Here is a 24,257-nt window from a genome sequence, read left to right on the forward strand (position 1 = left end):
TTACCGCGTATACCTCGTCGGGAAGCTGAGTTCTTTTGAGCGCGCCAGGTGTTCGTTAGATGCACATCAACGCCTGGATTGTTAAGTCGTTAAGGTTTCTGGCTCACCTGCGATATTGAGTCGATCAACCCTCACTGACGAGCAACGCGTTGTCACCGCATGCAAGGAGAGCCGGGTGCTTGGATGCATGGATGTTCTTTTGCGCGCCGAATTGCCCCACTCTGTTTGACCTCCCGCCGGCTGCGGTTTGAGAGGGGGGCAGTACAAGGATGAGCGTAAACGGCGTTCGCAGCAGGCCTTGCCAGATAAGGCGCAAGAGCTTGAACTTGGGTATTGATGGCCGAATACTAACGTTACACCGACGTCCTCCATACCTATGTGTTGTCTTCGACATCATTGCGCGATCTATTGCTGAGTTTGGCGGCGGAGGGTATCTTGCGTACGCTGGGCAGCGCAGATATAGGAGGAGTGGTAACGCAACTTCCCAGACGCGCTCATGCGCGGGCACAACATTGAAGTCTTGCACCCGGATGATTTTCTGGTGGCCCAGTATGAACTGGCCCCCACACGCATGCTTGCTGTCGTCAAGGAAAATCGGGCACGATTGCGCAAACCGCCCAGATCCTCAGCCGAATTGATTGCCACCTACGAAGCGCAAGGCTTTGCCCCAGTTGAGCAAGTTGCTGCGCTCCGCCATGGCTTCGCTATAACGTGGCGCGTTACTTCAGCAATTTCAGCAACGCCTGCGCCGCCGCCTCCGACGAGGCCGGATTCTGCCCGGTGATCAAGATGCCGTCCGTCAGCACATATGGCGCCCAGTCCGCGCCCTTCGAGTAGATGCCGCCGTTATCCTTGAGCATGTCTTCCACCAGGAAGGGCACGACTTTCGTCAGGCCCACGGCGTCTTCTTCCGTATTCGTGAAACCCGTCACCTGCTTGCCCTTCACCAGCGGCTGGCCATCGCCGCCTTTGACGTGGCGCAAGACGCCGGGGGCGTGGCAGACGGCGGCGACGGGCTTGCCGGCTGACTGCAGCGCTGCGATGAGGGCGATCGAGTCCCGGTCTTCGGCCAGGTCCCACAGGGGGCCGTGGCCGCCCGGATAGAACACGGCGTCATGGTCGGCCGCTTTCACGCTGGACAGCAGGACGGTGGAAGCGAGCGCGGCCTGAGCGGCCGGATCGGCCTTGAAGCGGGCCGTGGCGGCCGTCTGCGATTCGGGGGCGTCGCTCTTCGGGTCCAGCGGCGGCTGGCCGCCCTTGGGCGAAGCCAAGGTCAGGTGCGCGCCCGCGTCTTTCAGCACGTAGTACGGGGCGGCGAATTCTTCCAGCCAGAAGCCGGTCTTGTGGCCCGTGTCGCCCAGCTGGTCGTGCGAGGTCAATACCATTAAAACGTTCATGCGAACTCCTGTGCAAGCGGTGGGGGGAGTGTTACGCCATCAGCTTAATCCTGTTCGCACTTTCATGCTGCACGCCAGTGCTGCCTGTTTTTTGTGCGCGCCTGTGATGAAAACGCCCGCGACGCCCCTGCCGTTGTCCATTTGCAACCTCCAAAGTGTTCCAGTTGCCGATATCAAAATTGATATCGAAACAGTGGAAAAATTGATTGGAGAGATTATCGCCCAGCCCCTAAGATAAACGCCGAGCATGCGAACGACATGCAAGCAGTGCAAAAATATCAATACAATATCTGGAGATTCATGATGCGCAACGCCACCGGCCCGCTCGCGGCCACTTCCCCTCGTCCATTCACCTTGAAGGCTGCCGTTGCGGCATTGGCCGGTATTGGCTTGCTGAGCACGGCTTCGGTATGGGCGCAGGAGGCGGTGACGGCCGATGCCAGTGTCGAGCCCGCTGCGGAAGTGTCGGTCGTGACCGTCAGCGGCGTGCGCCGCTCGGCGCAAAATTCGCAGCAGATCAAGATGCGCTCGGACCAGGTCATCGATTCCATCGTGGCCGACGACATCGGCAAATTCCCTGATAACAATGTTGCCGAAACCCTGGCGCGCATTTCCGGCATCCAGATCCGCCGCGATTCGGGCGAGGCCAGCGCCGTCATGATCCGCGGCTTGCGCGACGTCACGACCCTGCTCAATGGCCGCGAACTGTTCACCACCACGGGCCGCTACGTCAACCTGGCCGACATTCCCGCCACCATGCTGCAGCGCGTGGACGTGTACAAATCGCAGGGCGCGGACCAGGTCGAAGGCGGCGTGGCCGGCATCATCGACGTGCGCACCAACCGCCCGTTCGACTTCAAGGAATTTACCGCCAGCGTGAATACGCGCGCCGTCTACAGCGACAAATCGAAAGCCACCGACCCGAACATCAGCGGCATGGTGGCGAACCGCTGGAAGACGGGCATCGGCGAAGTGGGCGCGCTGCTGGGCTTGTCGCAGCAGCAGCACCGTTACCATGAAGAACGCGCATTCAATACGGCGCCCGTGGATAAAAGTTTCCTGTTGCCCGGTTTGACGGGGCCGGACCAGGTGGGTTTGCTGCCGATCAAGGGCGATCGCCGCCGCACGACCGCCAATGCCGTGCTGCAATGGCGTCCGAACGCCGACGTCGAGCTGTACGCGGAAGGCATGGCCACGCGCTTCCTGCTCGATGCCGAGTCCGATTACTTCGTCGGCTTGCCATGGTGGGGCACGCCCGTGTCCGCCACCAAAATTCCCGGTACCAACCAGCTGCAAACATTGACCTCGACCAACGTCAACACCATCATGTCGACGCAGGCGAACAAGAACGAGACGAAAACGCACCAGTTTGCCGTCGGCGGTTTGTGGGATATCAACCCGGAATGGCGTTTCACGTCGGAGGTGGCCAGCACCAGAAGTACCTTCAAATGGCGCAACCCCATCCTCGACGCCATCACGCAAGTGCCGAACGCCACCATCAATACCAACCAGAACGGCACCTTGCACGTCGATTACACGGGCATCGACTTGCAAGACCCGTCGAATTACTATTTGAAGGGCTTTTTCGACCGCTACGGCCAGGACCAGGGCAGCTCGAACGATGTGCGCGCCGACCTGGCCTACACGCCGGGTGCCGGCGGCATCTTCAAGGAAATCAGCGTCGGCTTGCGCGGCGTCAAGCGCGAAGCCGAATCGATCAAGAGTTTCGAGGGCAATGCGGAAGCACCGGACGTATCCGGCGCCGCGTTTCCATTCGGCCGCCAGAGCGTGACGTCGATTCCAGGCCTCAATTGCTTGTCGGAACCGATGTCCAGCGGCGGTCCCGACTACGGCTTGAAGCAGTGGTACACGCCATGCGCCAGTTTCTTGCTCAATAACACGGGCACCGTGCGCCAAGCCGTCACGGGCAGCAGCGCGGCGCGCGCCATGGATCCGGGTTCGTTCTTCAAGGACACGGAAAAGACGTATTCCATCTACACCAAGGCAAAGGTCGCCTTCAAGCTGGCTGACTATCCCGTCGACGGTACTCTGGGCGTGCGCGTCGTGCGCACCGAGCAAAGCTTGCAAGGCAACAGCTCGCAGGACGGCGTCTACACGCCCGTCGTCAGCGACACGTCCAGCACCGATGTGCTGCCGAGCGTGGCCCTGAAAATCAAGCTGCGTTCGGACCTGGTCGGCCGCTTCGCTGCCGGCCGCACCATCAGCCGTCCCGGCTTTTCCCAGCTGAACCCGGGCGTGGCCCTCGTCAATTCGACGGAAACGGTGAAAGCGACGGGCGCGGGCGGCAATCCGAACTTGAAACCGGTCGTGGGCGACAACGTCGACGCGGCACTGGAATGGTATTTCGCGCCGGCCGGTTCCGTCACCGCCACCGTGTTCCACCACAAGTTCGACGGGTATATCCAGCAACGCATTTCCAGCGAAACCATTGCCGGCAAGACGTATGACGTGGACCGCCCGTACAACACGGCGGCCGGCAAGCTGCAAGGCCTGGAAATCGGCTACCAGCAATTCTATGACGGCTTGCCCGGCATCTTGAGCGGCCTGGGCTTGCAAGCGAACGGCACTTACATGAGCGGCACGACCGACGACGAGACGGGCAGCCATGCGATCACGGGCGTGTCGCGCTATGCCTACAATCTGGTGTTGCTGTACGAAAAAGATGCCTGGTCGGGTCGCCTGGCCTACAACTGGCGCTCGAAATTCATCGACAGCTACAACCAGGGCGGCCCTGGCCTGGACTTGAAAGTGGCGCCGACGGCCCAGCTCGACGGTTCGTTGTCGTACAAGATCAACGAGCAGTTCACCGTGACCCTCGATGGGAATAACTTGCTCGACACCAAGTTCAAGGATTACTGGAACGAACCGGGCGTGTATGCGCGCGATACGCGCCGCTATGACCGGACAGTTGGCCTCTCTTTACGCTGGAAAATGTAAGTTGATCGCACAGTAAAAAATCAAGGGCGTTGCCATGGTTTCGGCCGGCAACGCCCCTGTCAGTTGGACAGTCACGCACGATTCATCATAAAAAGAATGGACGGAAAGCATGGAGACGCAAAAATTATCCACCGTTGAAAAGGTCGGCTTCGGCGCCGGCGACATGGCGCTCAATGTCGTCATTTCGTCGATGATGTTGATCATCACCTTTTTCTATACCGATATCTATGGCTTGAAAACCACGGACCTGGCCCTGCTGTTCGTAGCCGTGAAAGTCATCGGCGCCATCGCCGACCTTGTCATGGGCCAGATCACGGACCGCTACAGCTTTGCCTCGGGCCGCTACCGCCCCTACCTGCTGTGGCTGGCCGTGCCGTATGGCGTCAGCGTCTTCTTTGTCTTCAGCACGCCCGAGTGGCAGTATGACGCCAAGCTGATCTGGGCATATTCCACGTATATCCTGATGACGATCATGACGGCCGGCGTGGGCATCCCGTATATTTCCCTGATCAGCGGCTTGACGAGCGACCCGCAGGACCGCCTGTCGGCCAACGGCTACCGTTTGTTCTTCGCCAAGATCGGCGCCTTCATGGTGACCATCGTCGTGCCGGTCCTGTCGCAGCGCTGGGGCGGCGGCAACCCGGCCGTCGGCTACCAGGCGGCCATGGCCGTGATGGCCGTCATGGGCGTGGCCCTGTTCCTGTTCTGCTATTTCTCCACCACCGAGCGGGTCGTGCACGTGGTGGAAAAGCAACCGTTGCTGGCGCAATTGAAAGTGCTGCTGCAGAACGACCAGTGGCTGGTGCTGTGCGGCGTGTGCGTCACGGGCACCATCGGCTATGTGGTGCGCGGTTCCGTCGCCATCTATTACGCGAAATACTATCTGGGCGGCAGCACGGAAACGGTGGCCGCCTTCCTCACGACGGGCGTGGTGGCCGCCATCCTGGCCATGATCGCCTCGACCTGGATCACCAAGTTCTATTGCAAAGTTAAACTGTTCCGCTACACGCAGATCGGCGTCGCGCTGATCAGCCTGGCGATCTATTTCTTTGTAAAACCGAGCGATACCGTGCTGGCTTTCGCCCTGTATTTCCTGCTGTCCTTCGTGGTGGACTTGCATGCGCCCGTGTTCTGGTCGGCCATCGCGGAAACCATTGATTACGGTCAAGTCAAGACGGGCAAGCGCGTTTCCGGCTTCGCCTTTGGCGGCATTTCCGTCTGCCAGAAGGCGGGCATGGCGGTGGCGGGCGGTCTGGTGGGCGTGCTGCTCGCGTATTTCGACTACCAGCCCAACCATGAGCAAACGCAATTCGCCCTGAACGGCATCGCCCTGATGCTGTCGATCATCCCCGGCTTTTTCCACTTGCTGATGGGCTTGCTGATGTTCAAGTACCGCATCAGCGATGCGTACTACAGCGGCGTGAAGGTAGAGATGCACAAGCGCGGTTTTGTCGCCGCGTAAGAATAACTGAATGGAGTAAGCAACATGGCAGACGTCTTGAAACCGCTGATCGAACAACGGGCCGACCCGCACATTTACCGCCACAGCGACGGCTATTATTACTTTACGGCCTCCGTGCCCCAGTACGACCGCATCGAACTGCGCCGCGCCGACAGCATCGCCGGGCTGGCCGACGCGCCCACGGTCGACGTGTGGCACAAGCCGGACACGGGTCCGTACAGCGAACTGGTGTGGGCGCCGGAATTGCACTTCAACCAGGGCGCCTGGTATGTGTATTTCGCCGCCGCGCCGAGCCGCGAAATCAAGCATAAGCTGTTCCAGCACCGCATGTATGCGATCCGCAATACGAATGCCAACCCGTTGGAAGGCGAGTGGGAATTCATGGGACAGATCGATACGGGCATCGATACCTTTTGCCTGGACGCCACCACGTTCGAGCACGACGGCGTGCTGTACTACCTGTGGGCGCAGAAAGATGTGGCCATCGAAGGCAATTCGAACCTGTATATCGCGCCGATGGCCACGCCATGGCAGCTGGCCGGTCCGCCCGTGATGTTGAGCAAGCCGGAATTCGACTGGGAAATCCGCGGCTTCTGGGTCAACGAGGGCCCGTCCGTGCTGAAACGCAATGGCAAGATCTTCATCAGCTATTCGGCCAGCGCCACCGATGAAAATTATGCGATGGGCTTGCTGTGGGCCGACGCGTCCGCCGATTTGCTTGACCCGTTCTCGTGGAGCAAGTCGCCCGAGCCCGTGTTTGCCACCTGCTACGAGCACGGCATCTACGGCCCCGGCCACAACAGCTTCACGACGGCCGACGACGGCGACGGGGTATTGCTGGTGTACCATGCCCGCACCTACACGGAAATCGTCGGCGACCCGCTGTGGAACCCGGATCGCCACACATTCGTCAAACCGCTGCGCTGGGATGCGCAAGGCATGCCCGTGTTTGGCCGCTCATCGACCCTGTAAAACCTGGACCCGACGCCATGACCCCAGTTGATTCTGTTTCAGTGACGCAAGCGCCGTTCGGCATCCTGCCCGGTGGCCAGCACGTCACCGTGTTTACCCTGACGAACCGCCAGGGCATGCAAGTCAAGGTGCTCGACTTTGGCGCCATTATCAGCGAAGTCCACGTGCCGGACCGCGACGGCACGTTGGCCGATGTGGTGCTTGGTTTCGAGCGCCTCGAACCCTATCTGGCCAATGGCGCTTTCCTGGGCGCCGTCATCGGGCGTTTCGGCAACCGCATTGCCGAGGGGCGTTTCAGCCTCGACGGCAAGGATTACCAGCTGGCCGTCAACAATGCACCGAATCACTTGCATGGCGGCAACCAAGGCTTTCACCAGGTCATGTGGCAGGCCGAGCCGTTCACCCGGGACGATGCCGCCGGCGTCACGTTCACGCGCAGCAGCCCGCACGGCGAAGATGGCTATCCGGGCAAGCTGGACGTGACCGTCGTGTACGAACTGGACAACGACAACGCCCTGAGCCTGCGCTACCACGCCGTGACGGACCAGGCCACGCCCGTCAACTTGACGAATCACAGCTATTTCAATCTGGCGGGGCAGGGCGATATCCTCGGCCACGAGGTGATGATCAATGCGGATCGCTATCTGCCCGTGGACGCGGGTTCGATTCCCACGGGCGAACTTGCGGACGTGTCCGGCACGCCGTTCGACTTGCGCCAGAGCACCGTCATCGGCGACAGCATAGCCTTGCCGCACGAACAGATCCGCATCGGCCGTGGCTACGATCACAACTTTGTGCTGAATCAACAGCCCGGTCAGCTGCTCAGCCTGGCCGCCACCGTACGCGATCCCGTGTCGGGGCGGGTGATGCAGGTGTACACGCAGGAGCCCGGTGTCCAGTTCTATTCCGGCAATTTCCTCGACGGCAGCCAGCCCGGCAAGCTGCGCGCCAACGGCTACCGCAGCGCGCTATGCCTGGAAACCCAGCATTTCCCGGATTCGCCGAATCAGTCCCACTTCCCGAACAGCATCTTGCGTCCGGGCGAGGAATATCGGACGCACACCGTGTACCGCTTTTCCGCCGGGTAAGTACCCCTGCGAAAACAGCCCACGCCCTGCCGCCACGCGCCCGCAGGGCGTTTTCATTACGGCATGCTGATACCGTTTTCGATATCGGAACGCATTAAAAATTGATTGGAAAGGCATGGCAGGATTCTTTAGTATTCCAACATCGCTGCCCGGGCCGACGACATTAGATCCGGCATAGCACAACCAGGAGAATGGCATGTCTGAGACAAAAAAGAAGGTTGCCCTGCGCTCTGCCGAGTGGTTCGGCTCGCAGGACAAGAACGGCTTCATGTACCGCAGCTGGATGAAAAACCAGGGCATACCTGACCACGAGTTTCACGGCAAGCCCATCATCGGCATCTGCAATACCTGGTCCGAACTGACTCCCTGCAACGCGCATTTCCGCCAGTTGGCCGAACACGTCAAGCGCGGCATCCTGGAAGCGGGTGGTTTTCCCGTGGAATTCCCCGTCTTCTCGAACGGCGAATCGAATCTGCGCCCGACGGCCATGCTGACGCGCAACCTGGCCTCGATGGACGTGGAAGAATCGATCCGCGGCAACCCGATGGACGCCGTCGTGCTGCTGGTCGGCTGCGACAAGACGACGCCGGCGCTGCTGATGGGTGCGGCCAGCGTCGACATCCCCACCATCGTCGTCAGCGGCGGCCCCATGCTGAACGGCAAGTTGAATGGCAAGGACATCGGTTCCGGCACGGCCGTATGGCAGTTGCACGAGCAGATGAAGGCCGGTTCCATCACCTTGCACCAGTTCATGTCGGCCGAATCGGGCATGTCGCGCTCGGCCGGTACCTGCAACACCATGGGTACGGCCTCGACGATGGCCAGCATGGCTGAAGCGCTGGGCACGTCGCTGCCGCACAATGCCGCCATCCCCGCCGTCGATTCGCGCCGCTATGTGCTGGCGCACATGTCGGGCATCCGCATCGTCGAAATGGTGCACGAAGACTTGCGCCTGTCGAAAGTGCTGACGCGCGAAGCGTTTGAAAACGCCATCAAGGTCAACGCCGCCATCGGCGGTTCGACCAACGCCGTGATCCACCTGAAGGCGATTGCCGGCCGCATCGGCGTGCCCCTGGAGCTGGAAGACTGGACCCGTGTAGGGCGCGGCACGCCGACCATCGTCGACTTGCTGCCGTCGGGCCGTTTCCTGATGGAAGAGTTTTACTATGCGGGCGGCTTGCCGGCCGTCATACGCCGCCTGGGCGAGGGCGACTTGTTGCCGCACAAGAATGCGCTGACCGTCAACGGCAAGTCGCTGTGGGACAACTGCGTCGAAGCACCGATCTACAACGATGAAGTGGTGCGCACCCTGGACAACCCGCTGCTGGCCGATGGCGGCATCTGCGTGCTGCGCGGCAACCTGGCGCCGCGCGGCGCCGTCTTGAAACCGTCGGCCGCTTCGCCGCATTTGATGCAGCACCGTGGCAAGGCCGTCGTGTTCGAGGATTTCGAACACTATAAATCGCGCATCCTTGATCCGGATCTCGACGTCGATGCCGATTCTGTGCTGGTCATGAAGAACTGCGGCCCGAAAGGCTATCCGGGCATGGCCGAAGTGGGCAACATGGGCTTGCCGCCGAAACTGCTGGCGCAAGGCATCACCGATATGGTGCGCATCTCGGATGCGCGCATGAGCGGCACGGCCTATGGCACCGTGGTCTTGCACGTGGCGCCGGAAGCCATGGCGGGCGGCCCGCTGGGCATCGTGCGCGATGGCGACATGATCGCCCTCGATTGCCACAACGGCAGCCTGAACATCGACATCAGCGACGCGGAAATCGCCGAGCGCCTGGCGGCCCGCGAACTGGGCAGCGCGCCCGGACCGAAGAGCGGCTACCAGCAACTGTACATCGAACACGTGTTGCAGGCCGACGAAGGCTGCGATTTCGACTTCCTGGTCGGCAATCGCGGTTCCGCCGTGCCGCGCCATTCACATTAAGCGGAGAATTCCATGCTGTTGCTGCAATTTACGAATGAACACGGCGGCCGCCTCGTCGGCCTGCTGCAAGACGACGTGATCCGCGTCATCGAAGGCTACAACACGACATATGCGCTGGCGCAAGACGCCATCCGCAAGCGTGTCAATCTGGCGGAGCTGGTGAACGCCACCGTCGGCAACGCCACGCATTCCTATGCGGACGTGGCCGCTGCCGGACGCGTACTGCCACCGCTCGACCATGCGGACGAGGCGCATTGCTACGTGACGGGCACGGGCCTGACCCACCTGGGCAGCGCCGGCGCGCGCGACGCCATGCACAAGAAGATCGGCGGCGACGCGGAATCGCTGAGCGACTCCATGAAAATGTTCCGCCTGGGCGTGGAAGGCGGCAAGCCAGCCGCTGGCACGGCCGGCGCGCAGCCGGAATGGTTCTACAAGGGCGACGGCTCCATCGTGCGCGCGGGCGGCCAGCCGCTGCGCATGCCGGACTTTGCCCTCGATGGCGGCGAAGAGCCGGAAATCGCCGGCCTGTACGTGATCGGCGACGATGGCCAGCCCTACCGGGTCGGCTACGCCATCGGCAATGAATTCTCGGACCACGTGACGGAGCGCCAGAACTATCTGTACCTGGCCCACTCGAAGCTGCGCGCCTGCAGCGTGGGCCCGGCCCTGCTGGTGGGTGAATTGCCCGCGCACATCGCCGGTACTTCGCGCGTGCTGGACGCGGCGGGCAATGTGCGCTGGGAAAAGGCCTTCGTCAGCGGCGAAGAGAATATGTCGCACACGATTGCCAACCTGGAACACCATCACTTCAAGTATCCGCTGTTCAAGCGCCCTGGCGACGTGCACGTGCATTTCTTTGGCACGGCCACCCTGAGCTTTGCCGATGGCGTGAGCGTGGCGCCGGGCGAAACCTTTGAAATCGAAGCGCCGGCCTTTGGCCCTGCCTTGCGCAACCGCCTCGACGTCTTCCCAACCGAATTTGCGAAAGTGAGCACATTATGAGTTTGAATATCACCGGTGATGCATGGATCGGCGGCGTGGCCGTCAAGGGCAATGGCGGCTCCTTCGAAGCGTGGGACCCGGCCGCGCGCGCGCACATCGCGCCCGCCTTCCACATGGTTGACGTAGCGCAAATCGACGAAGCATGCCGTCTGGCGCAAGCCGCGTTCGATCCGTTCCGCGCCACCACGGATGCGGAGCGCGCCGACTTCCTGGACACCATCGCCGCGCAAATCGGCGAACTGGGCGACGACTTGATCGTGCGCGCCATGACGGAAAGCGGCTTGCCGCGCGCGCGCCTGGAAGGCGAACGCGGCCGCACGGTGGGCCAGTTGAAACTGTTCGCCGGCTTGCTGCGCGAGGGTTCCTGGACGGATGCGCGCATCGACAGCCCGCTGCCGGATCGCGTGCCGCCCCGTCCTGACTTGCGCTTGCGCATGATCGGCCTGGGTCCCGTTGCCGTGTTTGCGGCCAGTAACTTCCCGCTGGCCTTTTCCGTGGCTGGCGGCGACACGGCCTCGGCCCTGGCGGCCGGCTGCCCCGTCGTCCTGAAAGCCCATTCGGCCCATCCGGGCACGTCGGAACTGGTGGCGCGCGCCATCGTCAAGGCGATTGCCATCTGCAAGCTGCCGGCCGGCGTATTTGCCTTGCTGACGGGCACGGGCAATGGCATCGGCCAGGCGTTGGTCGCCCATCCGGCCATCCAGGCCGTCGGTTTCACGGGCTCGCGTTCGGGCGGCATCGCCCTGATGAAGGTGGCGGCCGAGCGTCCGCAACCGATTCCTGTCTACGCGGAGATGAGCAGCATCAACCCCGTGTTTGTGCTGCCGCAAGCCTTGGCCGCCCGTGGCGCGGCGATCGCCGGCGGTTTTGCCGCCTCGCTGACGATGGGCGTGGGCCAGTTCTGCACCAATCCCGGCCTCGTGCTGGGCTTGGAAGGCGCCGACTTTACGGCCTTTGCCGCCGCTGCCGCCGAAGCGCTGGCGCCCGCGCCGGCCGCCACCATGTTGACGGCCGGCATCGCCAGCAGCTATGCCAAGGGCGTCGCCGCCCTGGCGCAGCACGCGGACGTGACGCCGCTGGTGCAGAATACGGGAGAAGAGGGCAAGGGCGCCGCCGCCCTGTTCGTCACGTCGGGCGAGGCTTTCCTGGCCAAACACGACTTGCGCGACGAAGTCTTCGGCCCCGCCTCGCTGCTGGTGGCTTGCCGCGACATGGAACAATTGCTGGCGATTACGGAAAGCCTGGAAGGCCAGTTGACGGCCACCCTGCAGATGGATGCGGGCGACCTGGCGGACGCGCGCCGCTTGCTGCCCGTGCTGGAACGCCGCGTGGGCCGCATCCTGGCCAACGGTTTCCCGACGGGCGTGGAAGTGTCGACGGCCATGGTGCACGGCGGCCCGTTCCCGGCCACGTCGGACGGCCGCAGCACCTCCGTCGGCACGGCGGCCATCAACCGCTTCCTGCGCCCTGTGTCGTACCAGAACCTGCTGCAGGACTTGCTGCCGGAGTCGCTGCGCGACGATAATCCGCTGGGGATCTGGCGCCGCAAGGATGGCGTTCTCGGCAAGGAGTAAAAACCTGCTGCGCGGCGGGGCCGATGGCCTTGCCGCGCCAGCTTGCGTTGCACGTTGTACATAAAAAATAAACAGGTGGAGACAAGATGAAGCAATTGGCGAAATATGGCAGCTTGCAGGGCAAGCGCGTGTTCATCACGGGTGGCGGCAGCGGCATCGGCGAATCCCTGGTGGCGGAATTTGCCGCCCAGGGCGCCGTGGTGGCGTTTGTCGATATCGCCGTGGAAGCGAGCGAGGCCCTGTGCCGCCGACTGGCTGAAGCGGGCTGGACGGCACCCGTGTTCCGCCATTGCGACATCACGGATATTGCCTCCCTGCAAGCTGTCATGGCCGAACTGGCCGATCAACTGGGCGACTTCGATATCCTCGTCAACAATGCCGCCAACGACCAGCGCCACCAGGCGCAGGATGTCACCCTGGAATACTGGAACGAGCGTATTGCGATTAATCAACGTCCCATGTTCTTCACGTGCCAGGCCGTTTTCGAGGGCATGAAGCGCAAGGGTGGCGGTTCCATCATCAACGTCAGCTCGATTTCGTGGCACATGAAGTCGGGCGGCTACCCCGTGTATGCCACCACCAAGGCGGCCGTCGTGGGCCTCACGCGGGGCCTGGCGCGCGATTACGGCGCGCACAATATCCGCGTCAACACGGTGACGCCCGGCTGGGTCATGACGCAGCGCCAGATCGACCTGTGGGTCGACGAGGCAGCGGAAGTGGAAATCAAGAAAAGCCAATGCTTGCCAAGCAAGCTGATGCCACAGGACATTGCCGCCATGGTGCTGTTCCTCGCATCGGACGATGGCGCGATGTGCTCCTCCCAAGAATTCATCGTCGACGCCGGCTGGGTCTGACAAAACGTCCAGGGCGTTGTTGCCTTGCCTAGCCGTACTTTCGTACTGTCTTCGGCAAGGCGCCTAGCCCTGGGCGTTTTGTCGGCCGCGGGTTTGCCCGCAGCCATCCCCCTCCTTTGAAATACCGCTCTTGCCGCCCCAACCCTGCGGCAGGAGAGGCATCGCCACATCCATTGCCGGGTTGATCCCGGCCCTTGCTTTTCACTTAAAAACAGGAGACAGCATGAAATGTATCAACACCAGCATCGTGGCCCTCAGCCTGGCCATGGCCGTCGGCAGCGCCTTTGCCGCGCCCGTCAGCGTCACCATCGACGTGGCCAAGCCTGGTTCCGTGATCAATAAAAACATCTACGGCCAGTTCGCCGAACACTTGGGCACGGGCATCTATGAAGGCATGTGGGTGGGGCCGGAATCGTCCATTCCGAATACCAAAGGCTGGCGCAACGACGTGCTGGGCGCGCTGAAGCAGTTGCACGTGCCCCTGGTGCGCTGGCCGGGCGGCTGCTTTGCCGATGAATACCACTGGAAGGATGGCATCGGCGCGCGCGCCCAGCGTCCGACCAAGGTCAACACCAACTGGGGCGGCGTGGAAGAGTCGAACGCCGTCGGCACGCACGAATTCTTCGACCTGGCCGAGTTGCTGGGCGCACAGACCTATATCAACGGCAACCTCGGTTCCGGTACGCCGCAGGAAATGTCCGAATGGCTGGAATACATGACGTCGGACAGCAAGTCCACCCTGGCCGAACTGCGCCGCAAGAATGGCCGCGCACAGCCGTATAAAGTCGATTACTTTGGCATCGGCAACGAAGCCTGGGGTTGCGGCGGCAATATGCGCCCGCAGTACTACGCCGACCTGTACAAGCACTATCACACCTTCATGAAGACGCCGGAAAGCGCGCGCCCGAAATTCATCGCCAGCGGCGGCAATGACGACGACATCAGCTGGTCCAGCACCCTGAGCCACGAAATCAAGCCGAACATGATGGACGCCATCAGTTTCCACTACTACACGGTGCCGACCGGCGTGTGGGAAAAGAAGGGCGCGGCCACGGGCTTTGGCGAAAACGAATGGATTTCCACCTTGAGCCGCACCCTGCGCATCGATAGCTTGATCAAGAACAATCTTGCCGCCATCGACAAGAACGATCCCTCGAAAAAGACGGGCTTGTACGTCGATGAATGGGGCACCTGGTACGACGTCGAGCCGGGCACCAACACGGGTTTCCTGTTCCAGCAAAACAGCTTGCGTGATGCCCTCGTCGCCGCCTTGAATTTCAACATTTTCCACGCCCATGCGGACCGGGTGCGCATGACGAATATCGCGCAAATGGTCAATGTGCTGCAGGCGATGATCATCACGGACAAGGATAAATATTTCCTCACGCCCACGTATCACGCGTTTGAAATGTACGTGCCGTTCCAGGACGCCACGGCCTTGCCGGTCGCCATCAGCGGCAATGGCAAGTACAGCCTGGGCAAGGTCAGCATTCCTGAAGTGAGCGCCTCGGCCGCGCGCGCCAAGGATGGCAAGGTGTACTTGTCCCTGGTCAACACGAATCCGCACAAGGCCGTCGACGTGAGCGTGGCGCTGGCGGGGCAAAAAGTGACAGCCGTGACTGGCCGCGTGCTGACCGCCGGCAAGATGGACGCCGTCAACAGCTTTGCGCAACCGCAAGCCGTGCAGCCCGTGGCGTTTAATGCCAAGGCGCAAGGCGGCAAGCTGACCGTGTCGGTGCCCGCCAAGGCCGTCGTCGTGGTGGCGGTCGACTAGCCTGCCACCCCTTGTCATTCATCAAGCCGGCCCGCATGATGGGCCGGCTGACCATTTTGGAGAAGACGATGCACATGTTGACGCGCGGCATGGCCGCCATCCTGAGCACCCTGGCGATCATGGCTGCCGCGCACGCGGCCCAGGTCAGCGTGCACGACCCCGTGATGGCCAAGGAAGGCGACACCTATTATCTGTACAGCACGGGTCCCGGCATCACCTTTTACAGCTCGACAAACATGGTCGACTGGCAACCGGAAGGGCGCGTCTTCGCGGGCCAGCCGACCTGGGCCAGGACGGCCGCGCCATCGTTTGACGACCATATCTGGGCGCCCGACGTGCAATTTCATGACGGAAAATATTACCTGTACTACTCGGTGTCCGGCTTCGGCAAGAATACGTCGGGCATCGGCGTGACCGTCAACACCACCTTGAATCCCCGTTCGCCCGATTACCGCTGGGTGGACCAGGGCATGCTGCTGCAATCCGTGCCCGAGCGCGACGAGTGGAACGCCATCGATTCGAACATCATCACGGACAAGCACGGCACGCCGTGGATGTCCTTCGGCTCGTTCTGGAACGGCATCAAGCTGGTGAAATTGACGCCCGACTGGACCCGTATTGCGGAACCGCAAGAGTGGCACTCGTTGGCGCGCCGCGCACCGCTGCCGCCAAGGGCCGGCGAATTCAAGCCCGCACCCGAGGAAATTGAAGCGCCGTTCATCTTCCAGCGCGGCAACGATTACTTCTTGTTCGTCTCGTGGGGCTTGTGCTGCCAGAAGGAAAAAAGCACGTATCACCTGGCCGTGGGCCGCTCGACCAGCGTGACGGGCCCTTACCTGGACAGGGATGGCCGCGACATGGCGCAGGGCGGCGGCACGGTGCTACTGAAAGGCGACAAGGATTGGCAAGGCCTGGGCCACAACAGCGCCTACACGTTTGACGGCAAGGATTACCTGGTGCTGCACGCGTATGAAACGGCGGACAATTACTTGCAGAAGCTCAAGATCCTGCCCATGACGTGGGACAAGGACGGCTGGCCGCAAGTCGATCCCCGCGACTTGAACCGCTATCGCAGCCGCCAGTTGCCGGCCGCCAAACCGTAAGGACGCATCGTGAAAAGAACCGTGTTGACGCTGGCGCTGGCCGCCGGCGGCCTGGCCACGCCTGTCCTGCAGGCAGCGGAGCTGTTTCCCCTCTCGTCCGTGCGCCTGGGGGCGGGACCGTTTCTCGATGCGCAGACGACGGACTTGCACTACCTGCTGGCCTTCGAGCCGGACAAATTGCTGGCGCCGTTCCGCCGCGAGGCGGGCTTGCCGCAGGTGCAGTCCAGCTATGGCAACTGGGAATCGACGGGCCTGGACGGCCACCTGGGCGGGCATTACCTGTCCGCGCTGGCGCTGATGGTGGCGTCCACGGGCGATGCGCAGGCGCGCGAACGACTCGATTACGTGCTGGCGGAGCTGAAGCAATGCCAGGATGCCAACGGCAACGGCTACCTGGGCGGCATTCCCGACGGCAACGCCGCCTGGCAAGCCATCGCCAAGGGAGACATGCAGGCCGACACCTTTTCCGTCAATGGGCGCTGGGTGCCGTGGTACAACCTGCACAAGGTGTTTGCCGGCTTGCGCGACGCGTATCAGCAGGCGGGCAGCGAGCAAGCAAAAACCATGCTGATCGCCTTGTCGGACTGGGCCGTGAAACTGTCGGCCTCGCTCACGGATGCGCAGATGCAAGCGATGCTGCGCGCCGAGCACGGCGGCATGAATGAAGTGCTGGCCGACGTCTACGCCATGACGGGCGAGCAGCGCTACCTGGACCTGGCCGTGCGCTTTTCGCACCAGGCCATATTGCAACCGCTGGTGGCGCAACAGGACAAATTGACGGGCTTGCATGCGAATACGCAAATCCCGAAGGTGATCGGCTTCGAGCGCATCGGCGCATTGACGGGCCGGCGCGACTGGCAGCAGGCGGCGCAATTCTTTTGGCAAACCGTGCACGACAAGCGCACGGTGGCCATCGGCGGCAACAGCGTCAAGGAACATTTCCACGACGAGCACGACTTTTCCTCGATGGTGGAGGAAGTCGAGGGGCCGGAAACGTGCAATACCTACAATATGCTCAAGCTGACGGAACAGCTGTTCCAGCGCGACGAGCAGGTGCGCTACGCGGATTACTACGAGCGCGCCCTGTACAACCACATCTTGTCATCGCAGCGCCCCGGCACGGGCGGCTTTGTCTACTTTACGCCCATGCGCCCGAACCACTACCGCGTGTATTCGCAAGTGGACAAGGGCATGTGGTGCTGCGTGGGTTCCGGCATCGAAAGCCAGGCCAAGTATGGCGAGTTCATCTACGCGCATGAGGGCGACGCCCTGTACGTGAACCTGTTCATGGCGTCCACCCTGGACTGGAAAGAGCAGGGCGTCAAGATCGTCCAGTCGACCCGGTTCCCCGACCGTGACACGACGCGCATCACGGTGCAAGGAAGTAAAACGTTCAGCCTGAAGATTCGCTACCCGCAGTGGGTAGCCAAGGGCAAGCTGCGCGTCAAACTCAACGGCAAGGCGCTGCGCGTGAATAGCGTGCCGGGCGAGTACGTGACCATCACGCGCGCCTGGAAGTCGGGCGACAGCGTCGATGTCGTGCTGCCGATGACGACGCGCCTGGAACAGATGCCGGACCAGTCGAATTACTATGCCGTGCTGCATGGTCCCATCGTGCTGGCCGCCAAGACGCAGCCGTTCGCCCATGAACAACTGAACTATTTTGCCGACGACACGCGCATGGGGCATATCGCCCAGGGGCAAGTGTGTCCGCTGGAATCGTCACCGCTGTTCGTCAGCAACGAGCAGGATTTCATGCGGAGAATCCGTCCCGTGAAGGGCCAGCCGCTGACGTTTACGGCGCCCGGCTTGATCCAGGGCAAGGATGCGGCCACCTTGCGGCTGATTCCCTTCTTCCGCCTGCATGACTCTCGCTACATGCTGTACTGGCCCGTATCCACGCCGGCCAGGCTGGCGCAACTGCAGGAAAGCACGCGCCAGGCGGAATCCGAGCGCCTGGCGCTCGACGCGCTCACCATCGACCAGGTGGCGCCGGGACAACAGCAGCCGGAATCCGACCACAACTTCCAGGCGGAAGGGGGAGAAAACGGCGTCAACAAGGGCCGGCACTGGCGCCATGCGACGGGCTGGTTCAGCTATGAACTGAGCGACCCGCAAGGCGAAGCGAAAACCCTGCGCCTGACCCTGTCCACCCTCGATGCGGGCCGCGTATTTGACGTCTTTCTCAACGGCACGAAACTGCAAACGGTCGCCGTGGCGGCCGATGCGCCGCAGGAACTGCACACGCTCGATATCGCCATTCCCCAGGCCCTGGTGGCGGCTGGCAACGGCAAACTCAGCGTGAAATTTGTCGCCGACAAGGATTCCGTGGCGGGCGGCCTGTACGGGCTGCGCCTGTTGCGCTGAGGGAAGAAGGACCCGGCTCGTTCTACCGATACGCAAATCGGTATCGCAAGCGAAAAAGAATTGATTGGATGGCTATGTTGCTTTCTCCTACCATGGGTTCATAAAAAACCGCCCATCCGGCATCCGGCTGTGATGGTATTCCAAAAAAAACTGGAGACAAGAATGACATTGACACGCCGCACACTCCTCGCCAGCGCCATGCTGCTGGCCGCTTCTGCCACCACCTTGGCTACTTCTTCCGCCTTCGCCGCCAAGCCCCTCGTCATGGGCTTTTCGCAGGTGGGCGCCGAAAGCGAATGGCGCACCGCCAATACCGTCTCCATCAAGGATGCCGCCAAGAAAGATGGCGTCACCCTGAAATTTGCCGATGCCCAGCAAAAGCAGGAAAACCAGGTCAAGGCGCTGCGTTCGTTCATCGCGCAAAAAGTCGACGTGATCGCCTTCTCGCCCGTCGTCGAATCGGGCTGGGATACCGTCTTGCGCGAAGCCAAGGCCGCGAAGATTCCCGTCATCTTGACGGACCGCGCCGTCAACGTGGCCGACAAATCGCTGTACGTGACCTTCATCGGTTCCGACTTCGTGGAAGAGGGCCGCCGCGCGGGCCAATGGCTGCTCGAACACGCCAAGAAAACCCCGGATGCGACGCTGAACATCGTCGAACTGCAGGGCACGGTCGGCTCCGCACCGGCCATCGACCGCAAGGCGGGCTTCCTGGAAGTGGTGGGCAAGAATCCGAAGATGAAGATCATCCGTTCGCAAACGGGCGACTTTACACGCGCCAAGGGCAAGGAAGTGATGGAAGCATTCCTCAAGGCTGAAGGCAAGAAGATCAACGTGCTGTATGCGCACAATGACGACATGGCCATCGGCGCCATCCAGGCCATCGAAGAAGCGGGCATGAAACCGGGCAAGGACATCATCATCATCTCCATCGATGGCGTCAAAGGCGCGTTCGAGGCCATGATCGCCGGCAAGCTGAACGTGACCGTCGAGTGCAGCCCGCTGCTGGGTCCGCAATTGATGTCCATCGCCCGCGACGTGGTGGCCGGCAAGCCCGTGCCAGTGCGCATCACGACGGTGGAAGGCGTGTTCCCTGCCGAGGTGGCCGCCAAGGAATTCCCGAACCGTAAATACTAAGCTTGCCGCATGATGAAGACGCAAGCGCATCACACTGCCGCGCCAGCTCCCTTGCTGGAGTTGCGCGGCATCAGCAAGTCCTTTCCCGGCGTCAAAGCCCTCAGCGATGTTGCCCTGCGCCTGTATCCGGGTGAAGTGCACACCCTGATGGGGCAAAACGGCGCCGGGAAGTCGACCCTGATCAAGGTGCTGACGGGCGTCTATACGCCCGACAGCGGCCAGATTTTGCTCGACGGCACGCCCATCGCCCCCGCCTCCACATCGGATGCGCAGTTGCTGGGCATCAGCACGGTGTACCAGGAAGTCAATCTGTGCCCGAACCTGTCGGTGGCGGAAAACATTTTTATCGGCCGCTATCCGCGCCGCTTCGGCGGCCGCTTTGGCCCCATCGACTGGCGTTCCATGCAGCAACAGGCGCGTGCCTTGCTGCAGCAATTGCAGATCGATATCGATGTCACGGCGCAACTGTCCAGCTTTCCGCTGGCCATCCAGCAAATGGTGGCCATTTCGCGCGCGCTGAACATTTCGGCCCGCGTGCTGATCCTTGACGAACCCACGTCCAGCCTGGACGAGGCGGAAGTCAATCTGCTGTTTTCCGTGCTGCGCCGCCTGCGCGAGCAGGGCATGGCGATACTTTTCGTGACCCACTTTCTCGACCAGACCTACGCCATTTCCGATCGCATCACCGTCATGCGCAACGGCGAGCGCGAAGGAGAATATGCGTGCAGCGAGCTGTCGCGCCTGGCGCTGGTGAACAAGATGATCGGCGTGGCGGCCGACACGCAGGCGCAAGAGCTTGATCTGGCGCAAGAAGCGGGCGCCGCCAGTTTCGGTCCCGCCGTGCTGGAAGCGACGGGACTGGGCCGCAAGGGCGCCTTGCTGCCCATGGATTTCCATATCCGCCAGGGTGAATTGCTGGGCCTGGCCGGCTTGCTCGGTTCCGGCCGCACAGAACTGGCGCGCCTGCTGTTTGGCGCCGACAAGGCCGATTCCGGCAGCATCACCATGCAAGGCAAGCCGCGCCAGTTCCACGTGCCGCGCGACGCGATTGCCCGCGATATCGGCTTTTGCTCGGAAGACCGCAAGCACGAGGGCGCGATCCTGTCGCTGTCCGTGCGCGAAAACATCATATTGGCCTTGCAAGCCCGCACGGGCTTGCTGCGCGCCATCCCGTTCAAACGCCAGCAGGCGCTGGCCGACGAATATGTGAAGGCGCTGGGCATCAAGACGGCCAGCATCGAGACGCCCATCGGCAGCCTGTCGGGCGGGAATCAACAGAAGGCCTTGCTGGCGCGCTGGCTGGTGACGTCGCCGGCCATGCTGATTTTAGACGAGCCGACGCGCGGCATCGACGTGCGCGCCAAGCAGGAAATCATGAGCTATGTCGGTAAACTCTGCCGCAAGGGCATGGCCATCCTGTTCATTTCGTCCGAATTGCCGGAAGTGTTGCGCTGCAGCGACCGCATTCTCGTCATGCGCGACCGCAAGGCCTGCGGCGACTATGCGCGTGGCGAGCTGGACGATAGTTCCGTGCTGCAAGTGATTGCCGGAGACGCCACATGAGTTTATCCACGCCATCGAGCGCGCCGCTGGCGCGTGCGGCTTCCACTATGGGTACGTCCGCCTTGCATACCGTTTTACACCACCCCCTGAGCCGGCCCCTGGCCGCGCTGTGCTTGCTGCTGCTGGTCGACTTCTTCGCCATCCCCGGATTTTTCCATCTGGAAATTCGTGACGGTCATTTGTACGGCAGCGTGATCGACATCGTCAACCGCGCGGCTCCCCTGATGCTGGCGGCCCTGGGCATGACCCTCGTCATTGCCACGCGCGGCATCGATATTTCCGTGGGCGCCGTCGTGGCCCTGTCCGGCACCGTGGCCGCCATGCTGATCGGTGGCACCATGGTGATGGACAATGGCGTGCCGACCTATGTGAGCAACATTCCCATGGGCTGGGCCCTGGCGGCGGCCCTGGGCGCGGCCCTGCTGTGCGGCGCCTGGAACGGCGTGCTGGTGGCGGGCCTGGGCTTGCAGCCCATCGTCGCCACCCTGATCCTGATGGTGGCGGGGCGTGGCCTGGCGCAATTGTTGACGGATGGACAGATCGTCACCGTCTACTATCAACCGTTCTTCTTCATCGGCAGCGGTTATTTGTTCGGCTTGCCGTTCTCGCTGTTCCTCGTGGCGTTGGTGTTCCTCATCACGGCCGTGCTGATGCGCAAGACGGCCCTGGGCCTGTTCATCCAGGCCGTCGGCATCAACCCCGTCGCCGCGCGCCTGGCCGGCATCAAGACGGCGACCCTGATCTTCTTCGTCTACGTCTTTTGCGCCGCCTGCGCGGGCTTGTCGGGGCTGATGATCAGCTCGAACATCAAGAGTGCCGACGCGAACAATGCGGGCCTGATGCTGGAACTCGATGCCATCCTGGCCGTCACCCTGGGCGGCACCTCGCTGGCTGGCGGCAAGTTCAGCTTGGTCGGCAGCATGATCGGCGCGCTCATCATCCAGACTTTGACCTACACCATCTATTCGCTGGGCGTGCCGCCCGAAGTGAACATGGTCGTCAAGTCGGTCGTCGTCTTCCTCGTCTGCCTGTCGCAATCGTCGGAATTCAAGCAATTGCTGCATCGGAGAAAAGCATGAAGGGTTTGCTGCACACCCCGTATTTCACTTCGCTCGTCACGGTCCTGCTGCTGGTGGTGATGCTGGGCCTGGGCGGCGCCGCCTATCCGGGCCTGCTGTCGACGCAAGTGATCTTTAACCTGTTGATCGATAACGCCTTTTTGCTGGTGATCGCCGTCGGCATGACCTTCGTCATCGTTTCCGGCGGCATCGATCTGTCCGTCGGTTCCGTGCTGGCCCTGTCGACCATGATCGCCGCCTGGCTGCTCAACGTGGCGCACTGGCCGCCAACTCTGGTGATCGTCACCGTGCTGGCGCTGGGCACGGTATTTGGCGCCAGCATGGGCGCGCTGATCCATTATTTCAAATTGCAGCCGTTCATCGTCACCCTGGCCGGCATGTTTCTGGCGCGGGGCCTGTGCTATTTGATCAGCATCAATTCCATCACCATAGCCGACCCGCTGTTCGTGGCCATGTCGCAGACCCAGCTGGGATTCCTGGGTGGCTTCGTGTCGCCCGGCGTCGTGATCGCCGTGGCGACCTTACTGCTGGCCATCTGGCTGGCGCACGCCACGCCATTCGGCCGCGCCGTGTATGCGATCGGCGGCAATGAACAGTCGGCGTTGATGATGGGGCTGCCCGTGGGCCGCACCAAGGTCTTCATTTATGCGTTCAGCGGCTTTTGCGCCTCGCTGGGCGGCGTGCTGTTTTCGTTCTACATGTTGTCCGGCTATGGCTTGCATGCGCAAGGCACGGAGCTGGACGCGATTGCCGCCGTCGTCATCGGCGGCACCCTGCTCAGCGGCGGCTACGGCTACGTGGCGGGCGCGCTGTCGGGCGTGCTGGTGCTGGGCACCATCCAGACCTTGATCGCCTTCGACGGCACGCTCAGCTCGTGGTGGACCAAGATCGTCATCGGCGGCTTGCTGTTCGTCTTTTGCGTCGTGCAAAGACTGATGGCCATGGGCCAGAAAAATACCAACGGGAGTTAATCAATGTTGAAACAGAAAAAACTTGCCGCAGCCATCGGCATGGCGGCGGCGCTCGCCTGCGCCCCATTCGGCGCGCAGGCAGCCAATCCCATCGTGAAAGATATCTATACGGGCGATCCGGCCGCGCTGGTCGACAATGGCAGGGTGTACCTGTACGTCGGCCACGATGAAGCGAGCGCCACGGACACGGATTACCGGATGCATGAATGGCGCGTGTATTCCTCGTGCGACATGGCGAACTGGACGGATCACGGCTCGCCGGTGCGCTTTTCCACTTTTGCCTGGGCCGGCAAGGATGCGTGGGCCGGCGACATCGTCAAGCGCGACGGCAAGTACTATTTCTATTCGACCGTCGACCACAAGAGCATCCCAGGCAAGGCCATCGGCGTGGCCGTGTCCGACAGCCCTACCGGACCGTTCGTCGATGCGCGCGGCAGCGCCCTGATCACGAACGACATGACGAAGCAGACGGCGATCCCGTGGGACGACATCGATCCGGCCGTCTTCATCGACACGGATGGCCAAGCCTACATCTACTGGGGCAACACGGTCTTGAAGTACGCCAAGCTGAAGGCGAATATGACGGAGCTCGACGGCCCGATATTGACCTTCGGCATGGATGCGTTCACGGAAGCGGCGTATATGCACAAGCATGCGGGCACGTATTATTTATCGTACTCGCGCAACTTCCCCGAGGAAACGGCGTATTCGACGGGGCCGACGCCGACAGGGCCATGGCATTTCCGCGGCACCATCATGGACAAGAATGCCATCGTAAAAACCATTCACCAGGCCATCATCGAATTCAACGGCAAGTCGTACATCTTCTATCACAACGACAAATTGCCCGGCGGCGGAGAATACCGGCGCTCCGTGGCCGTGGAAGAACTGAAATACAAGCCGGACGGCACCATCGACTTCATCCCGCAAACGGCCGGTCCGGCGGCCAACCCCAGCGCCGCCTGCAAGGCATCCTGAACGCTCGTTGACTACGCACAAAAAGGAGACACACCG

17 protein-coding genes are annotated in these 24,257 nt (G+C 61.9%); 16 read left to right on the forward strand and 1 reads right to left on the reverse strand.

The features are described from left to right. Window positions 1–719 precede the first annotated feature (719 nt). On the reverse strand, window positions 720–1,397 hold the full coding sequence (locus O3301_RS12510) for a type 1 glutamine amidotransferase domain-containing protein (protein WP_251349505.1): 678 nt from the start codon (window positions 1,395–1,397) through the stop codon (window positions 720–722). Between the two features lie 300 nt (window positions 1,398–1,697). Here O3301_RS12510 and O3301_RS12515 point away from each other — a divergent pair, with 300 nt between their 5' ends. From O3301_RS12515 to O3301_RS12590, 16 genes are all read left to right on the forward strand, one after another. Then, window positions 1,698–4,355 carry a TonB-dependent receptor gene (locus O3301_RS12515; RefSeq protein WP_305056514.1) on the forward strand — a complete coding sequence of 886 codons (2,658 nt, stop codon included), beginning with the start codon at window positions 1,698–1,700 and terminating at the stop codon, window positions 4,353–4,355. Between the two features lie 109 nt (window positions 4,356–4,464). Further along, on the forward strand, window positions 4,465–5,817 hold the full coding sequence (locus O3301_RS12520; RefSeq protein WP_305056515.1) for an MFS transporter: 1,353 nt from the start codon (window positions 4,465–4,467) through the stop codon (window positions 5,815–5,817). A 24-nt stretch (window positions 5,818–5,841) separates the two neighbouring features. Beyond that, window positions 5,842–6,789 carry a glycoside hydrolase family 43 protein gene (locus O3301_RS12525; protein WP_289912499.1) on the forward strand — a complete coding sequence of 316 codons (948 nt, stop codon included), beginning with the start codon at window positions 5,842–5,844 and terminating at the stop codon, window positions 6,787–6,789. Between the two features lie 17 nt (window positions 6,790–6,806). Next, window positions 6,807–7,877 (forward strand): aldose epimerase family protein, encoded by a 1,071-nt coding sequence (locus tag O3301_RS12530; protein WP_305056516.1) that lies wholly within the window; start codon window positions 6,807–6,809, stop codon window positions 7,875–7,877. Between the two features lie 196 nt (window positions 7,878–8,073). Continuing rightward, window positions 8,074–9,816 carry an IlvD/Edd family dehydratase gene (locus tag O3301_RS12535; RefSeq protein ID WP_099665860.1) on the forward strand — a complete coding sequence of 581 codons (1,743 nt, stop codon included), beginning with the start codon at window positions 8,074–8,076 and terminating at the stop codon, window positions 9,814–9,816. A 12-nt stretch (window positions 9,817–9,828) separates the two neighbouring features. Further along, window positions 9,829–10,821 (forward strand): AraD1 family protein, encoded by a 993-nt coding sequence (gene araD1, locus O3301_RS12540; protein WP_289918619.1) that lies wholly within the window; start codon window positions 9,829–9,831, stop codon window positions 10,819–10,821. Further along, window positions 10,818–12,395 (forward strand): aldehyde dehydrogenase (NADP(+)), encoded by a 1,578-nt coding sequence (locus O3301_RS12545; RefSeq protein ID WP_369812193.1) that lies wholly within the window; start codon window positions 10,818–10,820, stop codon window positions 12,393–12,395. The genes araD1 and O3301_RS12545 overlap by 4 nt, the downstream gene beginning before the upstream one ends. Window positions 12,396–12,481: 86 nt before the next feature. Next, window positions 12,482–13,249, forward strand: a complete 768-nt coding sequence (locus O3301_RS12550) for an SDR family NAD(P)-dependent oxidoreductase (protein WP_099665858.1) — start codon at window positions 12,482–12,484, stop codon at window positions 13,247–13,249. Between the two features lie 223 nt (window positions 13,250–13,472). Next, entirely contained in the window at window positions 13,473–15,023 is a 1,551-nt protein-coding gene (locus tag O3301_RS12555) for an alpha-N-arabinofuranosidase (RefSeq protein WP_305056517.1), read from the forward strand. Between the two features lie 68 nt (window positions 15,024–15,091). Next, window positions 15,092–16,126, forward strand: a complete 1,035-nt coding sequence (locus O3301_RS12560) for an arabinan endo-1,5-alpha-L-arabinosidase (RefSeq protein ID WP_305056518.1) — start codon at window positions 15,092–15,094, stop codon at window positions 16,124–16,126. 9 nt (window positions 16,127–16,135) lie between these two features. After that, the gene (locus O3301_RS12565) at window positions 16,136–18,493 is read left to right on the forward strand and encodes a glycoside hydrolase family 127 protein (RefSeq protein WP_305056519.1); all 2,358 of its coding nucleotides are present in this window, start codon (window positions 16,136–16,138) and stop codon (window positions 18,491–18,493) included. Between the two features lie 162 nt (window positions 18,494–18,655). Next, window positions 18,656–19,630, forward strand: coding sequence for an ABC transporter substrate-binding protein (locus tag O3301_RS12570; protein WP_305056520.1), 975 nt, complete (start codon window positions 18,656–18,658; stop codon window positions 19,628–19,630). 9 nt (window positions 19,631–19,639) lie between these two features. Next, window positions 19,640–21,193 carry a sugar ABC transporter ATP-binding protein gene (locus tag O3301_RS12575; RefSeq protein ID WP_305056521.1) on the forward strand — a complete coding sequence of 518 codons (1,554 nt, stop codon included), beginning with the start codon at window positions 19,640–19,642 and terminating at the stop codon, window positions 21,191–21,193. 47 nt (window positions 21,194–21,240) lie between these two features. Next, window positions 21,241–22,272 carry an ABC transporter permease gene (locus tag O3301_RS12580; RefSeq protein ID WP_289906101.1) on the forward strand — a complete coding sequence of 344 codons (1,032 nt, stop codon included), beginning with the start codon at window positions 21,241–21,243 and terminating at the stop codon, window positions 22,270–22,272. After that, a complete protein-coding gene (gene yjfF, locus O3301_RS12585; protein ID WP_305056522.1) occupies window positions 22,269–23,243 on the forward strand; it encodes a galactofuranose ABC transporter, permease protein YjfF in 975 nt (324 codons plus the stop codon). The genes O3301_RS12580 and yjfF overlap by 4 nt, the downstream gene beginning before the upstream one ends. Window positions 23,244–23,246: 3 nt before the next feature. Continuing rightward, complete coding sequence (locus O3301_RS12590) at window positions 23,247–24,221, forward strand: glycoside hydrolase family 43 protein (protein WP_305056523.1); 975 nt, start codon at window positions 23,247–23,249, stop codon at window positions 24,219–24,221. The last annotated feature ends 36 nt before the right edge of the window (window positions 24,222–24,257 follow it).

This window comes from Janthinobacterium sp. SUN211 (genome assembly GCF_030587315.1).
Classification (GTDB): domain Bacteria; phylum Pseudomonadota; class Gammaproteobacteria; order Burkholderiales; family Burkholderiaceae_D; genus Janthinobacterium; species Janthinobacterium kumbetense.